Raw genomic sequence first — 18,593 nt, forward strand, 5'->3', positions numbered from 1 at the left:
ATGCTGCCCGTTGTGAACTGTAACCGCTGTGGTCAGTCTGTGGCTGTCGGCTCCGACACCCGGTACGTCACCTGTGCCCACTGCCGCACGCCGCTGGTGGTGATCCGGACCGACTCGTCGGCGTTTACCGACGTTGCCGCCCGCCAAAAAGAGCTGGAGCGCGTCGACAGCGAGTGGGAGGAGGAGAAACGGCGCGAGCACAGCTCCAGGGACAAGAACGGCAACTGGCGCACGCCGGACGAGTTTCTTGAACCCGCCATCGGGTCTGGGATTTTGGTCGTATTCACGTTTTTTGCGTTATTCGTGATGATGTTGAGGGATCGGAGGTACGAGGGCCTTCCGGTGCTCGTACTCCTCGTGGTACCGTTCGGCCTGATGATTGCCGATGCGGTCAGAAAGGCACGGCGATACTGGCGAGCCGAAAGCCGTTATCGCGCGCGGCGGACGGCGATCGAACACCGCCCGCCTGACGTCTGGTGACCGGGTGAGCTGAACGTCACTTGCTGTCGCGCTGGGGTTGGAGCCGGAGCGGCGCCTTTCTCTCGTACAGCTTTAACCGCTCATGCACGGTGAGGTCGTGTGCTTTCGCGTACCCCGTGTCGAGCTGCACCATCTTTTGGGTTCGGATCGCGTACTCGAACTCGCCGGCTTCGGCGCAGGCCGCGGCGTACGCTTCCAGGGCCAACCCGCTCCGCCAGTGGGTCGCCTCGCAGGCCGCTTTGGCGTCTTCCAGCGCTTTCGTCGCGTCGCGCAGTGCGGCGTCCCCGGCCGCGGCCCGGAGCAGCCCCCGATTCGCCAGAGCGGTTGCGTGCTTCGGGTCGAGGCGGAGCGCTTCGTCGAAGTCCCCCAGCGCGGCGCCCCAAGCCCCCATTACGAACCGCACGGCGCCGCGGTCGTTAAAGGCCCACACGAACGTGGGGTCGAGTCGGATCGATTCCGTCAGGTCCTTGATCGCCCGGTCGTAGTCGCGCATCGCGAGGTGGACGCTTCCCCGGGCGTAAAAGATGCGGGCGTTGTTCGGATCGAGCCGGGCGGCCGCGTCGTAGTCCGTTAAGGCCTTATCGAACTCCCCCTGCGCGTGCCAGCGGGCTCCGCGCTCGAAGAGGAGCGCCGCACCGTTCGGAGCGGTCGGTGACTGAAACCGGTACGGCTTTCCGGCCTCATACAGCGCGAGCCGCGCTCTGGCCACGGCCCCTGCGGGGCCGTCGTAGCCCGGGTGCTTGAGAGCCTTATTTTGCCACTTCACGGCGTCGGGGAAGTCGCCGGATTCGGCGGCCGCGGCCGCCCGCGCCTCGATCGCGGCCGGGTTCTTCCAGCCCGACAGCTCGCCGGCCCGGTCCGCGTCCTTGATCGCTTGAGCCGGGTCACGATGTTTGGCTTCAGGGCAACTCGCGAGAACCCATGCGCGGTTCAGGAACGCGAAGCGGTGGTTCGGATCGAGGAGAATGACCTCCGTCAGGTCCCGGAGCGCGGCGTCCCAGTTCGAGCGGGCCAAGTGAACGGAACTCCGGTGGACGCGCGCGTCCGGGTTTCGGGGGGCCGACCGTACCGCCTGGTCGGCGTCCTTGAGCGCTTCATCGAGTTCGGACCGTAACATTCGGCACGTACTTCGGAACAGGAGGTATTCCGCCTTCTCGGGTGCGAGGCGAACGGCTTCGTCTAAATCTGTCAGCGTCGCGGCCCACCGTCCCTGGCGAAAGAGCAGGGCCGCCCGGTTGAAGAAAGCCAGCGACTGCTTCGGGTCGAGGCGGAGCGCTTCGTTGTAATCGGCGAGCGCCTTATCGAACTGCCCGGCTGTCGCGTGTGCCGTGCCGCGACCGACGAGTGCGTTCGTGTGCTTGGGGTCGAGGCGGAGCGCTTCGTTGTAATCGGCGAGCGCTTTGTCGAACTGTTTCACGTGTTCAAATGCCAGTGCGCGGTTGTAAAACGCCGGGGCGAAGTCCGGGGTCATTTCGATGAAATCGGTGAGATCCGCGATCGCTTTTTCGGGCCAGCCCAGGTGAGCGTAAGCCAGGCCGCGGTAGTACCGGGTGGTCGCGTTGTTCGGGTCGCGCTTGAGGGCTTCTGTCAGGTCGCTCAGCGCCGCCGCGTCGTTGCCGTTCGCCTGGTGGGCGGTTCCGCGTGCGCTGTATGCGGCGGCGCTGTCCGGATCGAGTTTGATGGCCCTGGTGTAATCCCGGATCGCGTCCTCGTATTTCCCGTTCGCGAAGGACTCGGCGCCCCGCTCCAGTAACTCGTGAACCGTGTCCGGTTCGGGGCCGGCGGTCGCGGGGGCCGCGACCGCGAAGAGCCAAACGGCAATCGCGATTCGGATACGCATGGGCATTCCTTCGAATGTGGCGTGGGGTAGTTTAACCGCAACTCGCCTGATCTGCCAGCGGCCGTTCTCACGGACCCTTCGGTTGCTTCTTTCCGGCGGCGTATCAAACTGGACCGCGGCGGGGAGTAACGGGTGGGGCCGTTTTGTGACCAAGCGAGGACCAAGTGAACACCGTTCTTCAACTCCTCGACGCCGTGGCAGGGGCCGGCGCACGGACCGACGGCCAACTTCTGGATTCGTTCGCCCGCCGGCGCGACCAGGGGGCGTTCGCGGAACTCGTTCACCGGCACGGGGCAATGGTGCTGGGCGTGTGCCGGCGGGTGCTGGGAAACGCCGCCGACGCGGACGACGCGTTCCAGGCGGTGTTCCTGGTACTCGCCCGCAAGGCGGCTGCCGTGCGGGACCGCGAGCGGCTCGGGCCGTGGCTCCACGGGGTCGCGTTCAATGCCGCACGCCGGCTCAAGCGGTCGAACCTGCGGCGGACCGCCCGCGAGCGCGGCCGCGCGGGGCAACTCGAACAGACTGCCGGGGCCGCCGACGAGCGCGCCGAGTTGCACGCGGCACTCGACGAGGAACTCGCGCGACTCCCGGACCGGTACCGCTCGGTGCTGGTGCTGTGCGATCTGGAAGGCCGCACGCGGAAAGAGGCCGCGCACGCCCTCGGGTGCCCGGAGGGGACCGTCGGCGGGCGCCTGGCCCGTGCCCGGGAACTGCTCGCGGCCCGGCTCGGCGCCCGCGGCGTGTGCCCGGCCCTCGGGGCGCTCGCCGGGGCGCTGGTGCCGGCCGGGGCGGGGGCCGTCGCCCCGGCGCTGGTTGCCGCACTGGTTCGCGCGGTGGGCGTCGACGAACTGGCGCGCGACGCGGCCCGCGGGCCGATCTCCTCGCACGTGTCCGAACTGGCCGAAGGGGTGGTGAGCAGCATGTTCGCGATCAAGCTTCAGAAAGTGACGGCCGCGGTGCTGTGCTGCGGCCTGGCGCTCGCGTGCGCGGCCGGCGGCGTCCGCCTCGCGAACGCCCAGCCGGAGCCGGAATTCACGCCCGTGCCGCTGCTGACGAAAGACCCCGCGCTGAAGAGATCGCGGCAGGAACTCGAAGAGCGAGCGAGAGAGTTGCAAGACACCCGGAAACGACAACAAGCACTCGAGGAGGTCGTTCCCGGTGTACCACGCCGCGCGGCCATTATACCTCTTCGGAAACTCGATTCCGGTGAAGTCGCCCCGATGCTCGCTAAATTTTTCGACCCGCGGCGCGTGACCATCGCGGCGCTGCCCGGCGACAAGTCGTTACTCGTCTACGCCGACGAGAAGACGCATGCGAAGATCCGGGAGTTACTCCTTCAGATGGGGGAGCCCGCGCCCCGGAACGTAACCGCGTTTCGGCTCAACAAGACGGCCGACCTAGCCGGCACCGTTAAAACGCTCGCTGCCGCGTTCGGCCCGGATCGTGCTGTTCTCGTCCCGGTTCCGGTTGAGCAGGTGCTCCTCGTTTACGCGAGCGAACCCGACACACAGACCGTGCAGAAACTCCTCGCGAATGTGCTGCTCCCTGAATCTGGCAGGTTGGACAATGTGTTCATGAAAACAGTAAGGCTGAAGAACATTCTTGCCGAGGACGCGTCGGCGGAGGTGCGGGCGCAGTTCGGCAGGAGCGTTTCGGCGGTCGCGCTGCCGTCGAGCCGGCAACTGATGCTGTACGGGCCGGTAGACGTGGTCGAAGCCGCGCTCAAGGTTGTCACCGCGCTGGACGAGGGCGGGACGGCGAAGACGTTCGAAATGCAATTTCAGAAGGCCGCGTGGCCGGATGTGCTCGACTGGTACGCGAAGGTGTCTGGGCGAGTTATGAGCACGACCGTGAAGCCAACGGGGACGTTTACGTTTGCCGCTCCCAAACCGGGACAGCGGTACACACTCGCAGATGTCACAGACATCATTAACGAAGCTCTGATGCAGCAGAAGCTCCTGCTCGTCCCCTGGCACACGACGTTCTTCATCCTCAAGCCGTCCGACGAGAAACTCGATTCGTTGATCGTGCCGTTGATCTCGCTGGAAGATTTGCCGCGGTTCGGGCGGACGGAACTGGTTCAGGTCATCGTTCCGGTTCCGAAGGGTGCGGCGGAGGAGTTGGTCCCAGCGGTCAAGAAGAGGCTTGGGCCGTTCGGGTCGGTTACAACTCTCCATCGGGCGGATGCGCTGGTGGTTCAGGATGTTGCGGAGAACGTCCGCGAGGTGTGCAAAATCTTCGGCGTGCCGACCGACCCGAAGCGGTAATTGCCGCCCGCCGTTCGTAAGCTGACTCCCGTTGCCGCCGCCCGGGAGTCGCATCGTGGACCTCACGTACTCCGATTATCTGCACGTCGAACCGCTCCTCTCCCTCCAGCACCCGCGGTCCGAGCCGGAGGAGCACGACGAACTGCTCTTCATCGTCGTCCACCAAGCCTACGAGCTGTGGTTCAAGCTCCTGCTGCACGAACTCGACAAGGTCAAAGGCGACTTCGTCGCGGGGCGCACGTACCCCGCGATCAGCACCTTCAAGCGGCTCCGCACCGTGCTGAAGGTGGCCGTCGAGCAGGTGGACATCGTCGAGACGCTCACGCCGATGTCGTTCAACAGCTTCCGCGACCGGCTCGATAAGGCGTCGGGATTCCAGTCGGGCCAGTTCCGCGAGATGGAGTTCCTGCTCGGGTACAAGCGCGCCGACATGCTGAAGTACCAGCCGGAGGGCACGCCGGCGCACGCGCGCTTACAGGCCCGCCTCCGCGAGCCGTCGATCGTCGACGCGTTTTACACCTTCCTCGGGCACCACGGCGTTGCGGTTCCCGGGCACCTCACGGCCCGCGACCTCACCCAGCCGACGCAACCCGACCCGGAAATTGAAGAGGGGCTGTTCCGGCTCTACAAGAGCCAGCCCGATCTGGAGATCCTGTTCGAGCTGATGACCGACTTCGACGAGGGGCTGCAGGAGTGGCGGTACCGGCACATCAAGCTGGTGGAGCGGACCATCGGGAGCAAACGCGGCACCGGCGGGTCGTTGGGCGTGGAGTTCTTGAAACGATCGTTGTTCCACCCGGTGTTCCCGGACCTGTGGGCGATCCGGCACCGGCTGTGAAGAAGAGAAGAGGGTTCACCGCAGAGGGCACGAGAGGGCGCAGAGAGAGCCAAGAGAGTTAAACGGCTGTGAAGAAGAGAAGAGGGTTCACCGCAAAGGGCACGAGAGGGCGCAGAGAGAGCCAAGAGAGTTAAACTGTTCTCACCCTTTTGGGTTTCATCTCTGCGCCCTCATGCGCCCTCTGCGGTGAACCCTCTTCTCTTCTTCTGGTTCGCGCTTCGTAAGATACCGACGAACCGGGAGGGTGCCGATGCGCAAGGTGATTTTCGTTCAGGGCGGCGGGCTGGGCCAGGACCAGGAGCTGTCGGTGCGGCGCCTGTTCGCGGCCGCGAAGGTGCCGGTCGAGTTCGAGGTCCACCTGGCCGGGCGGATGGCGCTCGAGCACGGCAAGGACGCGCTCCCGAAGGCCACCTTCGACGCGATCCGCGAGTGCGGGCTGGCGCTGAAGACCAAGCTGCTCCAGCCGAAGGGCGTCGGCATGCCCACGGCCCACGGCCCCAGCTCCGTGCCCACCAACTACAACGTCGCGTTCCGGCGGCAGCTCGGGCTGTTCGCCTCCATGCGGCCGGTGCACAACCTGCCCGGGATCCCGAGCCGGTTCACGGGCGTGGACTTCCTCCTGTTTCGCGAGATCACCGAGGACCTGTACACCGCCAGCGAGCACGAGATCGTGCCGGGCGTGGTGCAGAGCTTCAAGATCGTGACCGAGGCGGCATGCCTGCGGTTCTTCAAGCTCGCCTTCGACACCGCCCGCAAGCGGGGCCGCAAGACGGTCCACTGCATCCACAAGGCGAACATCCTCAAGATGGCCGACGGGCTGTTCCTCGAGTGCTTTTACCGGGTCGCGAAGGAGTACCCCGAGATCGCGGCGAAGGACCTGATCGTCGACAACACCTGCAACCAGCTCGTGAGCCGCCCGCAGCAGTTCGAGGTGCTCGCGGCCGGCAACCTGTACGGCGACCTGCTGTCGGACCTGGGCGCCGGGCTGGTGGGCGGGGTCAGCACGACGGCGGCGATCAACAAGGGGAACGGGACCACCGTGTACGAGGCCGTGTACGGGGCGTCGCACGAGGCGGTCCCGCCGGACATGAGCAACCCGCTCCCGCTGATCCTGCCCGCCATCGAGCTGCTCAAGGACCTGGGCGAGACTGGGACCGCCGGGCGCATTCAGAAGGCGGTGGAGACGGTGCTGCTGGAGGGCCGGATTCGCACCCGCGACATCGGCGGCACCGCGACCACGACCGCGTTCACCGACGCCATCGTTAGCCGCATGTGACGCCCCGCTTCCCGCTCCCGCACGGCCGCCGAGAAAGCGAGCGCCCACGTTGGAACTGCTGAACTTCACCGGCAACATCGCCCTCGCCGCGTTGCTGGGGGTGGTGATCGGCGCGGAGCGGCAGCTCCGCCGGCACCCCGCGGGGCTGCGCACCAACGCGCTGGTCAGCACCGGGGCGGCGCTGTTCGTGAGCCTCACACAGCTCCTCGGCGACCACAACAGCCCGAGCCGGATCGCGTCGTACATCGTCAGCGGGGTCGGGTTTCTCGGCGGCGGCGTCATTCTGAAGGACGGGACGACGATCCGCGGGCTGACCACCGCCGCCGGGCTGTGGTGCAGCGCCGCGGTCGGCACGATGGCCGGGATCGGGTTCGGCACGCACGCCGCGATCGGCACCGCGTTCGTGCTCGCGCTGGTGCTCGGGCTGCGGCCGGTGGCGCGGTGGATCGAAACGCGGCAGGCGCAGGCGCCGGACGCGCCCGGGTACTACAAATTGCGGGTCGTGTGCCAGGAGCGGGAGCACGCGGTCGTGCGCGCGGCGGTCGCCCGCCACCTCGGGTCGGCGCCGGGTGTGGCGGTCACCCGGATCGCGACCGAGAAGCCGAAGCGCAAGAAGCAGGCGGTCGTGAACGTGACCGCGGTCGCGACCCCGGCCGACGACCGTGCCATTCAGGACACCATCGGCCGGGTGCTCATCGAGCCGGGCGTGCGGTCCGCGAGCTGGGAGAAACTCCCGCCGCCGCCGGAGTGACATCACGTCTTGTCGCTCACTCTGTGCGTTCGCAGTTCGATTGTTGATGTCTGATTTGATTTTGTCTTTGTGGCACAGACACAACCACCCGCCTGCGTTATCCAGAGACTTGTGCCCCTGGGCATTTTGCGGCTTCAGGTTCGTCTTGTGTGTCCGACGGGGGCGTGTTACACCGGCGCCACTGCGGATTCCATCTCTCGACCGGAACCCGCCGCCCCCGGGAGCCGATATGCCCCCCTCGTTCGTCGTGATCGTGCCCACCCGGAACCGCGCGGCCCTTGCGAAGAACGCGATCGGCAGCGTACTTTCGCAGGCAGGTACCAACGTCCGGTTGCTCGTTTCGGACAACTCAACGACCCCGGCGGAACGGGCGGAACTGGCGGCGCACTGCTCCCGGCTCGCGGACCCGAGGGTGCAGTACGTGAACCCGCCCGAGCCGCTCCCGATGCCGGCGCACTGGGAGTTCGCTGTCGGGTACGCCCAAAAGAACTACGACGCCACCCACTTCGTCATCCTCACGGACCGGATGATGTTCCGGGCCGGGATGCTCGCCGCCGTGACCGAACTGGTTGCCGAGCGGCCCGACGACGTGCTGTCGTACAACGACGACATGGTTCACGACCTGCACTCGCCGGTGCGGTTGGAGCGGAAACCGCTGACCGGGAAGGTGTTCGACCTCGAAGCGGAGCAACTCCTCTACCTGTCCTCGATCGGGGTGTTCCCACAAGCGCTACCACGGATGCTCAACTGCGTCGTGCCGCGCGGCCTGCTGGCCGCGATCCGCACCCGGTTCGGGGATGTGTACACGTCCGTGGCCCCGGACCTGTGCCACGCGTACCGGTGCATGTCGCTGCGCGACCGGGTCCGGTATTTCGACGCCCCGGTGATGGTGCAGTACGGGTTCGCCAAGAGTAACGGCACCGGCTACTACGGCGGCAAGACGAACGACGCCTGGGTGGACTTTAACCGGTGCGCCGGGGCGCGCGGCATCACGTTCGCGGCGCCCGTCCCCGAGGTGTGCTGCAACCTGAACGTCGTGTACCACGAGTACTGCTTCGTGCGCGAGCAGGCCAACGATCCGGCCCGGTTCCCGGCCGTGGACTGGACCCGGTACGTTCACGCCATCGCCAACGACATTCAGTCGTGCGCGAACCCCGAAAACCGTGCGGCCCTGTTCGCGGTGCTGAAGGCGCGGGTCGGTGCCGACCTCGCCGGGTGGGCACCGCCGCCCGCGGCGCCGCCGGCCCCTCCCGCGCCGCGAAAATCCCTCTGGGCCAAGCTGCGTGACGCGGCCCGCGCCGCACGCGGGGAACCGGCCGCCGACGGCACCTTCCGGACCACCGCCGCGGCCCTCGCGTACTCGCACCGCACCGCACCTGTTTACGTGCCGATCAACGACCACGTTCAGTACATGCAGCGCGGCTGGAAGCTCGCCGGTTGACCCGCTCCCGACGCGAACCGAGGAGGACCGCGTGACCGCCCCGCGTTTCAGCATCGTGATCCCCACCCGCGAGCGCCCGCACACGCTCGAACACACCCTCACCACGTGCCTGGCGCAAACGGGCGACTTCGAAGTCGTGGTGAGCGACAACTGGAGCGGGCCGCGCACCCGCGAGCTGGTCGAGGCCCGCGCCGACCCGCGGGTGCGGTACGTCCGCACGCCGGCGCTGCTTGCGATGACCGACAGCCTCGAGTTCGCGGTGTCGCACGCCCGCGGCGAGTACGTCATCGTTCAGGGCGACGACGACGGGCTGCTGCGGCACGCGCTGGCCGCGGTCGACGCGGCGCTGACCGCCACCGGGGCCGCCGTGCTCCAGTGGGACAGCGCGGTGTACAACTGGCCGGACGTCCGCAACCCCTACTTCAGCCCGGACACGCTGCTGCTGCCGCTGCTGCACCGGCCCGTCGGGCACCTGCTCCGGCCCCGCGCGGCGCGCCAGGTGATCGCCGAGGTGGCGGCCGGGCGGGTGCCCTACTCCGAGCTGCCGGTCATTTACAACGCGGTGATCAAACGCGACCTGTTCGACCGGCTCCGGGCGCGCACCGGGCGGGTGTTCAAGACCCGCACGCCCGACGTGCACGCCGCGTTCGCGGTGGCCGCGCTGGTGGATACGTTCCACGCGCTGCGTGCCCCGATCGGGGTGTGCGGGCGCTCCGGTGCGAGCACCGGCGTCGCGCGGCACTTCAGTAAGAAGGGGTCGCCGATCGACAACGAGTTCCGCCGGCTGAACGAGGCCGCCGGGCTCCCGCTGCACCCGTGGGTGCCGGACCTGCCGCCGATCCCGTCGGCCGTGGCCGACGCGTTCCTGTGGGCGAAGGCCGACCTGTTTCCGGACGACGCGGGCACGAACCTGGACCGCGCCCAACTGGTCCGCGACTGTATCGCCGAGACCGAGCTGGACGGCGCCGCGGAGTGGGACGAGGTGCGGGCGGCGTGCCGGGCGGCGCTGGCCGACGCCCCGGAACTGCTCGCGTGGTTCGAGCGCGAGTACGGGGCACGGGAGTGGAGCGAACTGCCGCGGCCGGACCGCGGCCGGCACCGGTCCTGGCGCCGGTACGGCCCCGGGCACCTGTTCCTCGACACCGCCGCCTTCGGCGCACGCAATGTTGACGACGTGGCCGACCTGTGCGAGCGCCTGCTCGGTTACGCCCGCGACGGCGTCAACTACCACATCGAAACCTCGGCCGGGGACGCCGAGCGGTCCGAGCTTCAGGAGAAGGAGTCGCAAGTCCGGTACCTGACCCGCGAGTGCGCGGAGCTACAGGAGCAACTGCGCCGGCAGCACACGGCGTTCACCCAGCACATTGGGGGGCAGGACGAGCGGCTGCGGGTTCAGGAAGAACGGCTCAAACGCCAGGACGAGGTGCTGGCCGGTCAGCGGCTCCGGATCGTTGGGCTCGAAAAGCAGACACAGAAGGGCGTGATCGGCCGGCTCGCGGACCTGATCCGCCCGCGCCGCGCCGGGTGACCCGGCGCGGCGGCCCCGAGGGTCAGTAGCCGACGGCCGCGCCGTCCTTGCGGGACTCGGTGCCGCCGTGCAGCACGTTCGTTTTCGGGTCGATCAGGATGCCCTGATAGCCGCCGCCGTTCACCTTGACGCGCTCGACCACGTGGCCGCGGCGATCCAACTCCTTGACCACCTCGACCGGGATGCCGGGTTCGGCCTTGACCGTGCCCCCCTTTGCGCCCGCGGGCTCTCCTCTCGGGCTCGCGCTGCCGACGTGTTCGACCCGGGGCGCGTCCCCGGCGGCCTGCACGTTCATCCCGAAATCGATCAGGTTCACCAGCACCTGAACGTGCCCCTGCGGCTGCATGTCGCCGCCCATCACCCCGAACGTGAGCCACGGCTTCCCGTCCTTGGTGACCATCGCCGGGATGATGGTGTGAAAGGGCCGCTTGCCGGGTTCGAGCTTGTTCGCGTGGCTCTCGTCGAGCGCGAACAGGCACCCGCGGTTCTGGATGCCGAACCCGGTGCCCGGGGCGCTCAGCCCGGACCCGAAGCCCGAGTAGTTACTCTGGATCAGTGACACGCAGTTGCGGTCCTTGTCCACCACCGTCAGGTAGATCGTTTCCGAGGTGCTCAGCTTCGGGTCGCCGGCGGGCACGTCGGTGAGCGCTTTGTTCGGGTCGAGCAGTTTGGCCCGCTTCGCGGCGTACTCTTTTGAGACGAGGTCCGCCACCGGCACCTTCGCGAACACCGGGTCCGCGTAGAACTTCGCGCGGTCGGCGAACGCGAGCTTCGTGGCTTCGACGAGCAGGTGCCAGTAGTCGGGCGAGTTCGGTCCCATCTTTTTCACGTCGTGCGGCTCGATCAGGTTGAGCATCTGCAACGCGGCGATGCCCTGGCCGGGCGGCGGCAGCTCCCACACGTCGTACCCGCGGTACGACGCCTTGACCGGATCGACCCACTCCGACGTGTGATCGGCGAAGTCCTTGAGCGCGAAAAGCCCCCCGACCTTATCCGAAAGCGCCACGAGCTTTTCGGCGACTTCTCCCTTGTAGAAGGCGTCGCGCCCGCCGTCCGCGATCAGCTTGTAGGAGCGGGCCAGGTGCGGGTTCTTGAACACCTCGCCCGCGTTCGGCGAGCGGAGCGCGGCGCCGTCGCGGACCAGGAAGGTCTCGCGCATCCCGGGGTCGCGCATCTTGTTGACCGATTTCCAGTGCCCCGAAATCACTTCGGGCACGGGCACCCCGGCCTCCGCGTATCCGATGGCCGGGGTAAGCAGCTCCTTGAAACCCTTCGTACCGAACCGGGTCCGGAGCTGGTCCCAGCCGTCCACGCACCCCGGGACCGACCACGACAGCGGCCCGGAGGTCGGAATCGCGTTCAGTCCCTTTTCTTTGAAGTACGGGAGGGTGGCTTTACCCGGCGCGCGGCCGCTGGCGTTGAGGCCGTAGAGCTTTTGCGTCTTCGCGTCCCAGACGATCGCGAACAGGTCGCCGCCGATGCCGCACGAGGTGGGTTCCATCAGCCCCATCGCCGCGCTGGTGGCGATCGCGGCATCGACGGCGTTGCCGCCGCCCTTCAGTACGTCGAGCCCGACCTGTGCCGCGAGTGGGTGACTGGTGGCGACCATGCCGTTGGTCGCCACGGTGACGGAACGGGTGGACCGCCCCGCCGGCGTGACCGGCCGCTCCGCGGCCAGAAGGGCGGCTGCGGCGAGCGCGAAGGCGGCTGCGAACAGAACGCGGGTGCGCATTGACAGACTCCAAATCCGACCCACCCCCAACCCCTCCCTGAAGGGAGGGGAGCAAGAGCCAATGAACCACGCGTCGGTCGTGCGGTTCGCGCGGATTCTTGCTCCCCTCCCTTCAGGGAGGGGTTGGGGGTGGGTTAGTTTTCACTTCGGTAACGGCACTTGCTCTTTCGCCCTCAAGTACGCGATCAGGTCGCGCACCTCGTCGGGCTTCATCTGGTCGAACAGCCCCTCGGGCATGATCGACACGTTCGTGGGTTTGCGCGTCACCACGTCCGCGACCGGGACCGTGAGGGTGTCGTTGACGGTGCGCACGGTGACCGCGTCCTTCGTCTCGCGTAACACGATCCCGCTGACCACGCGGTCGTCGGCGAGGGTGAAGTTCACCAGCCGGTACTCGCTGGGCACGACCGCGCTCGGATCAAGGACGTTCTCCAGCACGTATTCGAGGCTAGCGCGCTGCGAGCCGGTCAATTCCGGCGCGACAGACTGCCCTTCGCCGAACATCTTGTGACACGCCGCGCAGTGCTTGGTGAACATCACGCGGCCGTTCACCGGGTCGCCCTTTTTGAGGCTGTCCTCGGTGAGTACGCCCTTCCATTTCGTGACCAGCGCGGCCCGCTCCTTGGCGACCGGCGTGATCTTACCCCAGACCTTTTCGAGCCGCTCGGAGGTCGCTTTGTCGTTGAGCGCGAGTACCTGGCGTGCGGTCACCACCGGAACGTCCGCCCGAGGGATGTGGCCCTTCTCGACGGCGTCGAGAAGCTCCTTTGCGAAGCTCACGCGGGCCGCAAGCGTCTGGACGGCGTCCGCTTTTTCTCCCAGAGTGAACTTCGGGTACGCCTTGACGATGGCTGCGGGAGTTGCGGGATCGGGGAGTTGCGCCAGCGCGCGAATCGCGGTGCCGCGCAACGCCGGGTCGTCGAGGAGCGCGTGGAGCGTCTTGGCGAAGTCGGGGAGCTTGCGCGGCGCGAGCAACTCGACCGCGGCGCGGCGGTCGTCGGCCTTCGCGGTCGCGTCCGTGATGCGCGCCGCCAGTGCGGCGATGGCGTCCTTGTCGCCGAACATGACACTGAGTGCCTCGACGTTGCGCGGCACCTCACCCGCCGCGTGCTTCAATATTTGTTTGCGGGCCTCCGACCAGTTGGCCGGCAGCTTGACGTTCTGCCGACCCGCGAGCGCGTCGCGCATCGCCGCCAGCGTTTCGCGGGTCAGGTCAGGCGGGCTGACCACGGACAGAAGCGTGAGGGGTTGGTTGACGCTACTGAGCAGTTCGATGAGTCGAGACACCCCTCGGTTCATCTGGTCGTCCGGCCCACTCAACAGCAGCCGCACCGCGTTCCGCCAGATGAGCGGACTGTTGGTTTCGCACATCGTGCGGTGCGCTTCATCCGGAGCGCGAGCCAACTCATCAGCGACCCGATACCAGACCGCGAGCGCCAGTTGCGGGTTCGACTTTGCCGTCAGCTTTTCGGTCAGAACTTTGGCGCACCCCCGCGCACGCGGCCCGGCTTGAGCGACCGCCGCGGTGATGTGCAGGAGGGCGTGTTCTGAGGACTCCCGCTCCAGCGCCAGGAGGATCGGCAGCATGTCGCTCGTGTCGCGCTTCCCGTCGTAAGTGAGGCCGCAGCGGAACCCCCACCCGCGGAGCGAAACGTCGGCGGCGGTGACAAGGGCGGACGCATCACCCAGGGTAACTTGTTCTGTCGCCATGAGCGCCCACAGCGCCCGCAACCGCTTCGGAACCTCCTTCTCTTCTCTCAGCAACTTTCGCAGAGCGTCGGGCGTCTCCTTACCGAGTTTCCCGGCCGCGGCGCGCTCCTGGAGCACCCGGCGGGCCTTTCGCACGAACCAGTCGTTCGGGTGCAGTTGGAGCTTCACCAGTTCGGTGTCGGTCAGCTTCGCGATGTCGCCTTTAAACGGTTGGGCGCCCTTGTACACCACGCGGTAGATGCGGCCGTTGGTGGTGTCGGCCTTATCGTAGTTGTGGCACTCGCCGGTGTCGCACCAGTCGCTGACGTACAGCCCACCTTCCGGTCCGGTTTTCACGCAGATGCCGCGGAACCATGAGTCGTTCGCGAACAGGAAGTCCGGGCGCCGCACGCCCTTCATTCCGCTCTTGGTGCGTTCCAGGCCGTCGTTGTTGAGCCGGTTGCCGTGGATGTTCGCGGTGAACAGCGTGTTGCGGTACTCCTTCGGGAAGTTGTCCGCGAGGTAAATCGCCGCCCCACTGTGCGCGTGCCCGCCGCCGGCGTCGGAGTGCTCGGGCTTGCCGCCCACGCCGGTGGTGCGCGAGCTGGTCCAGTCGCCCCCGGCCCAGTGCTTGTAGTCCACGCAACTCCCCATCAGCCCGTAGGCGTGGGGGTTCGGGTCCTGGCCGTACATGCGCTGGTAGTGGCCGCCGGGGACGAAGTGAAACAGGTGGTCGATCACGCAGTTCGTGATGAACATCTCGCCGTGCTCGTCGAAGTCGAGGCCGAACGGGTTGGTGGTGCCGTGCGCGACCGCCTCGAACGCCTTCCGCGTGGGGTGATAGCGCCACACGCCGCAGTCGAGGTAGGTGCGCTTCTCTTTCGGCGTGCCCGGCGCGCCGACAAACGACTTCGCTTGAATGCCGTTGCAGCCGTAGAGCCAGCCGTCCGGCCCCCAGACGAGCGAGTTGAAGATGTTGTGCTTCGTGTCGACCATGTTCCAGCCGTCGAGCTTCACCTCCGGCTTGCCGGGCTTGTCGCCGTCGAGAACGGGAACGAAGGTGAGGTTCGGGAGCGAGCACAGCCAGATGCCGCCGAACCCGTACTCGATGCCGGACAGGTTCACCCCGTTGTCGAGGAACACGGTCTTCTTGTCGTGAACGCCGTCGCCGTCGGTGTCTTCGAGGATCACGACGCGGTCGCTCCCCTTACCGTCCCGGCTCCACTTGGGGTAGCTCAGGCACTCAACTACCCACATCCGGCCGCGGTCGTCGAACGTGAACGCGATCGGTTGGACGATGTCCGGTTCGCCCGCGAACAGCGTGGCCTTGAAGCCGTCGGGCAGGGTCATCTTGCCCGCGGCGTCCCGCGCCGGAACGGGCTTATCGGCGTCGGCCGCGGCGAGCCGCGGGCCGGCGGTGAAGGTCAGCAGGGCGAGGAGAAGTGCGAGTGTCCGCATGGTGGGTGTGAGCGGTGTTGGGGGAGGGCTGATTTCGGGATATGGTAACCGCAAGTGCGGCGGGAATCGAACCTCTATTCGTGGAACCTCACACCATGCCCGCAACCCTCTCCGACGACGCCGTTCGCGAGTACCACGCCGACGGGTTCCACGTGGCCCGCGGGTTCTTCGACGCGGAGGAGATCGACCTCCTGAAGCGGTCCGCGAAGGAGGACAACGAACTCGACCGGCGCTCGTTCGGCCGGGCCGACGGCGAGGGCGGCGTGGTGCGGCTGTCGCTGTGGAACCACCCCGGCGACGGCATCTACGGGATGTTCGCCCGCTGCGAGCGGATGGTCCGGAGCTGCGAGAAGTTGCTCGGCGACGAGGCGTACCACTACCACTCGAAGATGATTCTGAAGGACGCGAAGGTGGGCGGCGCGTGGGCCTGGCACCAGGACTACGGCTACTGGTACCAGAACGGCGTACTCACCCCGAACCTCGTGAGCGTGTTCATCGCGGTGGACCCGTGCACGCGGGAGAACGGGTGCCTTCAGGTGATCGGCCGCTCGCACCACGCGGGGCGGGTGAACCACATCCTCACCGGCGAGCAGGCCGGGGCCGACCGGGAGCGCGTCGAGGAACTGCTGAAGCGCCCCGACCAGTTCCCGCTGGTGTACGTGACGATGGAGCCCGGCGACGCGGTGTTCTTCCACTCGAACCTGCTGCACCGGAGCGACCAGAACCGCAGCGACCACCCGCGGTGGGCGATGATCTGCTGCTACAACGCGAAATCGAACGACCCCTACAAGGACTCGCACCACCCGCGGTACACGCCGCTGAGCGTGGTGCCCGACGCCGCCATCAAGCGGGCCGGGGTGAAGCGGTTCGCGGACAGCGGCGACGTGAAATGGCTGGAGGATGCGAGAGATTCGAGCGCCAAGTCCTTATTAGGAGACCAGAACCGGTGAGGGCTGCGGATGAAACTCTTCGCCCGCCATCTGGCGCTGCTGGAACGTTACCGGGCCGAGCGGCAATGGTACGTTGAACGTGACGGTGTGCGCGTTGCTTACCTGCGTGGCGGCCGGCTGGTCGAGATGTTTTGGTACGAGTACGAAGTAGTGCCTTTGTCGGACGATTCGTCCGCGCGAGACCAGATACTCATACCGGCGTATTGGGACTTCGATTACCTCCCCGCTACGACTTTTTGGAGCGGAGTTTTCGGCCACCAAGCGGTTGCGTTTTGGTCGAGTTATGCACACGGTAAACTCGTGATCCGCGGGCTGTACCACGGCGAGCCCGCGGGGGGGGATCGTGTCGTTTTGAGTTGGCTGATTCGGCTCGGGTACTGATCTGCGCGATTGCGTACCAGGAGGTGCCACATGATGCCAGCCCCGCGCCGTCCGCCAACTATTGCCGAAGCGTTCTTTCGCACCGGGTTCGGATGCGCGTCGGTGTTCGTGATGAAGATCCTGTTGGTGGTGACTGTAATCTTCGTGTCCGACTGCCGCAGCCGCGAACGGGCCGAGCGATTGGAGGCCGAGCGGGCCGCCGCGAGCGCGACCGCGAGCCGCGTTGCGGATGCGCTCGCGCGCGAAACCGATCCTGACGGCCGGTTCGTGCGCAAGCCCGAAGGCGAGCTACCAGACATCGACACGTGGGGACGGGTGTTTCGGCTCGCGTACCGCGCGGGGCACTTCAGTGACGGTCTGGAAGTACGGTCCGCCGGGCCGGACGGTCAGTGGGGCAACGATGACGATGTCGTTGTTACGCGCGAGTCGAAGGTGAGCACCAAAGCCCTCACCCGCGACGCGGCAAGCGGGCTGCTCGACGCCGCGAAAAAGCGGCTGGGCGGGAGCGCGGCGGGGGCGAAGGGCGAAAAGAAGTGACTTGGGGTGCGCGCTTTGAGTGCGGTTCGCCCGCGGGTCAGCGGCCCGCACTCAACACCAGAACTTCTTGGCCGCCCCGTTCTACGCGCTCCCGGCTTTGCGGTCGGGGTTCGCCAGGTACGCTTCGAGCAGCGCGAACTGCTTGCCGAAGTCGTGGTCGGACACCCCGATCGGGCTCTTGAAGAAGCACGCGAGGTGCGGCATCGGGCCGCTCTCGCCGCGGCGCTGGGCCAGGGCGGTGAGCCGCACGAGATCGATCACCAGCGGCGCGGCCAGCAGCGAGTCGCACCCCTGCCAGGTGAACTGCAGCATCATCTTCGTTCCGAGGAAGCCCTCGAAGTGGACGTGGTCCCACGCGGTCTTCCAGTCGTCCAGCGACTCGATGTACTCGATGCTCACGTGCGACTGCGGCTTGTAGCCGAGCAGCTCGGCGAGCAGCCGGTCCTTGCTCGTCACCTTGCTCGACTTGTTGTCCGGGTCGTTGAGCACCAGCCCGTCGCGGTTGCCGAGGATGTTGTGCCCCACCCAACTGAGCACGCGAAGGTTGCGCCGCGCGAACATCGGGGCCAGCACGCTCTTGAGCAGCGTCTCGCCGGTCTTGAGGTCCTGCCCGGCGTGCGGCACCCCGCGCTTGCGGGCCAACTCTTCGAGCGCCGGGAGCGTCGCCCCGCGGCTCGGGGTCATGTTCACGTAGGGGAAGCCCGCGTCGAGCGCGGCGAACGCGTACACGCCGCTCGTGGGCAGGGACGCGGGCGCCCCGCGCTCGAGCGCCGGGAGCAACCGCTCCAGCGACTTCTGCTCGTCGGTCGGCTCGAACGGGGGTTCGGTCGACGCCGCGTTCACGACAACAAGCTGGTCGAGCTTGTGGGCCGCTTTGAACGCCCGCAGGTCGGCCTGGATGGTGTCGATGGCCTCGCGGGCGCTGCCGGCTCGGCGCATGTCCGGGCGGTCGGCGAGGGCGGTGACCGCGGCGTCGGGGCGGTACACCACCCCGGGCCGGAGGTTCGCCGACCACGTCTCCAGGTCGCCGGCGCAGGCCGCGAGGGTGCGCTCGTCGAACACGTTCGACCGCTCGTGCAGCTCGCGCGCGGCGGTGAGGAAGTTCCCCTTCCGGATGTCATGGCCGCCCACCACGAACGCGTCCGGGGCGTCGAAGTCGTGCCCCGCGAATTGGGGGAGCGCCGTGACGAGCCCCGTGGGCGGGGTCTGCCCGCGGGCCAGCGCCGAGAGCCCGAGTGCGGTGGTGCTCGCGACCCCGCCGCAAGCACCGATCAGCCACAGTCCGACACGCCGAGGGGCCATGAGAGTTAAACGTCCGTCGAGGGGGAGGCAGGCGGATAACGTATTCTACCAGAAATTGTCGATGCCGCGCGCGACCGAGTCAAGCACACGACGCACGCCGGAGGCAGAACGAGCCGGCACGCA

At 67.3% G+C, this 18,593-nt stretch carries 14 protein-coding genes; 10 read left to right on the plus strand and 4 right to left on the minus strand.

Annotated elements, in window-relative coordinates; all coding sequences use genetic code 11:
* Complete coding sequence (locus GobsT_RS08570; RefSeq protein WP_010049894.1) at positions 1–480, plus strand: hypothetical protein; 480 nt, start codon at positions 1–3, stop codon at positions 478–480.
* Positions 481–496: 16 nt separating this feature from the next.
* On the opposite strand, the gene GobsT_RS08575 is transcribed toward GobsT_RS08570, so the two are convergent.
* Entirely contained in the window at positions 497–2,320 is a 1,824-nt protein-coding gene (locus GobsT_RS08575; RefSeq protein WP_010049892.1) for a tetratricopeptide repeat protein, read from the minus strand.
* Between the two features lie 164 nt (positions 2,321–2,484).
* Here GobsT_RS08575 and GobsT_RS08580 point away from each other — a divergent pair, with 164 nt between their 5' ends.
* From GobsT_RS08580 to GobsT_RS08605, 6 genes are all read left to right on the plus strand, one after another.
* Positions 2,485–4,587 (plus strand): sigma-70 family RNA polymerase sigma factor, encoded by a 2,103-nt coding sequence (locus GobsT_RS08580; RefSeq protein ID WP_010049890.1) that lies wholly within the window; start codon positions 2,485–2,487, stop codon positions 4,585–4,587.
* Between the two features lie 55 nt (positions 4,588–4,642).
* Positions 4,643–5,425, plus strand: a complete 783-nt coding sequence (locus GobsT_RS08585) for a tryptophan 2,3-dioxygenase (RefSeq protein ID WP_109571201.1) — start codon at positions 4,643–4,645, stop codon at positions 5,423–5,425.
* Between the two features lie 250 nt (positions 5,426–5,675).
* On the plus strand, positions 5,676–6,701 hold the full coding sequence (locus GobsT_RS08590) for an isocitrate/isopropylmalate family dehydrogenase (protein ID WP_010048043.1): 1,026 nt from the start codon (positions 5,676–5,678) through the stop codon (positions 6,699–6,701).
* Positions 6,702–6,750: 49 nt separating this feature from the next.
* Complete coding sequence (locus GobsT_RS08595; RefSeq protein WP_010048042.1) at positions 6,751–7,452, plus strand: MgtC/SapB family protein; 702 nt, start codon at positions 6,751–6,753, stop codon at positions 7,450–7,452.
* Positions 7,453–7,681: 229 nt separating this feature from the next.
* Positions 7,682–8,893 carry a glycosyltransferase family 2 protein gene (locus tag GobsT_RS08600; protein ID WP_010048041.1) on the plus strand — a complete coding sequence of 404 codons (1,212 nt, stop codon included), beginning with the start codon at positions 7,682–7,684 and terminating at the stop codon, positions 8,891–8,893.
* 31 nt (positions 8,894–8,924) lie between these two features.
* Positions 8,925–10,421, plus strand: coding sequence for a glycosyltransferase family 2 protein (locus GobsT_RS08605; protein ID WP_010048040.1), 1,497 nt, complete (start codon positions 8,925–8,927; stop codon positions 10,419–10,421).
* Between the two features lie 22 nt (positions 10,422–10,443).
* On the opposite strand, the gene ggt is transcribed toward GobsT_RS08605, so the two are convergent.
* Positions 10,444–12,153 carry a gamma-glutamyltransferase gene (gene ggt, locus GobsT_RS08610; protein ID WP_010048039.1) on the minus strand — a complete coding sequence of 570 codons (1,710 nt, stop codon included), beginning with the start codon at positions 12,151–12,153 and terminating at the stop codon, positions 10,444–10,446.
* A gap of 141 nt (positions 12,154–12,294) precedes the next feature.
* Positions 12,295–15,300, minus strand: a complete 3,006-nt coding sequence (locus tag GobsT_RS08615) for a PVC-type heme-binding CxxCH protein (protein ID WP_010048038.1) — start codon at positions 15,298–15,300, stop codon at positions 12,295–12,297.
* Positions 15,301–15,395: 95 nt separating this feature from the next.
* On the opposite strand from GobsT_RS08615, the gene GobsT_RS08620 reads away from it, so the two are divergent.
* Genes GobsT_RS08620 through GobsT_RS08630 form a run of 3 tightly spaced genes read left to right on the plus strand, consistent with a single transcriptional unit; the run spans position 15,396 to position 17,168 of the window.
* Entirely contained in the window at positions 15,396–16,250 is an 855-nt protein-coding gene (locus tag GobsT_RS08620) for a phytanoyl-CoA dioxygenase family protein (protein WP_109571199.1), read from the plus strand.
* A gap of 9 nt (positions 16,251–16,259) precedes the next feature.
* Positions 16,260–16,631 carry a hypothetical protein gene (locus tag GobsT_RS08625; protein WP_010050880.1) on the plus strand — a complete coding sequence of 124 codons (372 nt, stop codon included), beginning with the start codon at positions 16,260–16,262 and terminating at the stop codon, positions 16,629–16,631.
* A 30-nt stretch (positions 16,632–16,661) separates the two neighbouring features.
* Entirely contained in the window at positions 16,662–17,168 is a 507-nt protein-coding gene (locus tag GobsT_RS08630; RefSeq protein WP_010050877.1) for a hypothetical protein, read from the plus strand.
* A gap of 81 nt (positions 17,169–17,249) precedes the next feature.
* Here the strand turns inward: GobsT_RS08630 and GobsT_RS08635 are convergent, their stop codons facing one another.
* Positions 17,250–18,470 (minus strand): inositol-3-phosphate synthase, encoded by a 1,221-nt coding sequence (locus tag GobsT_RS08635; RefSeq protein ID WP_010050874.1) that lies wholly within the window; start codon positions 18,468–18,470, stop codon positions 17,250–17,252.
* Positions 18,471–18,593: the final 123 nt, after the last annotated feature.

The organism is Gemmata obscuriglobus (genome assembly GCF_008065095.1).
Taxonomy (GTDB): Bacteria; Planctomycetota; Planctomycetia; order Gemmatales; family Gemmataceae; genus Gemmata; species Gemmata obscuriglobus.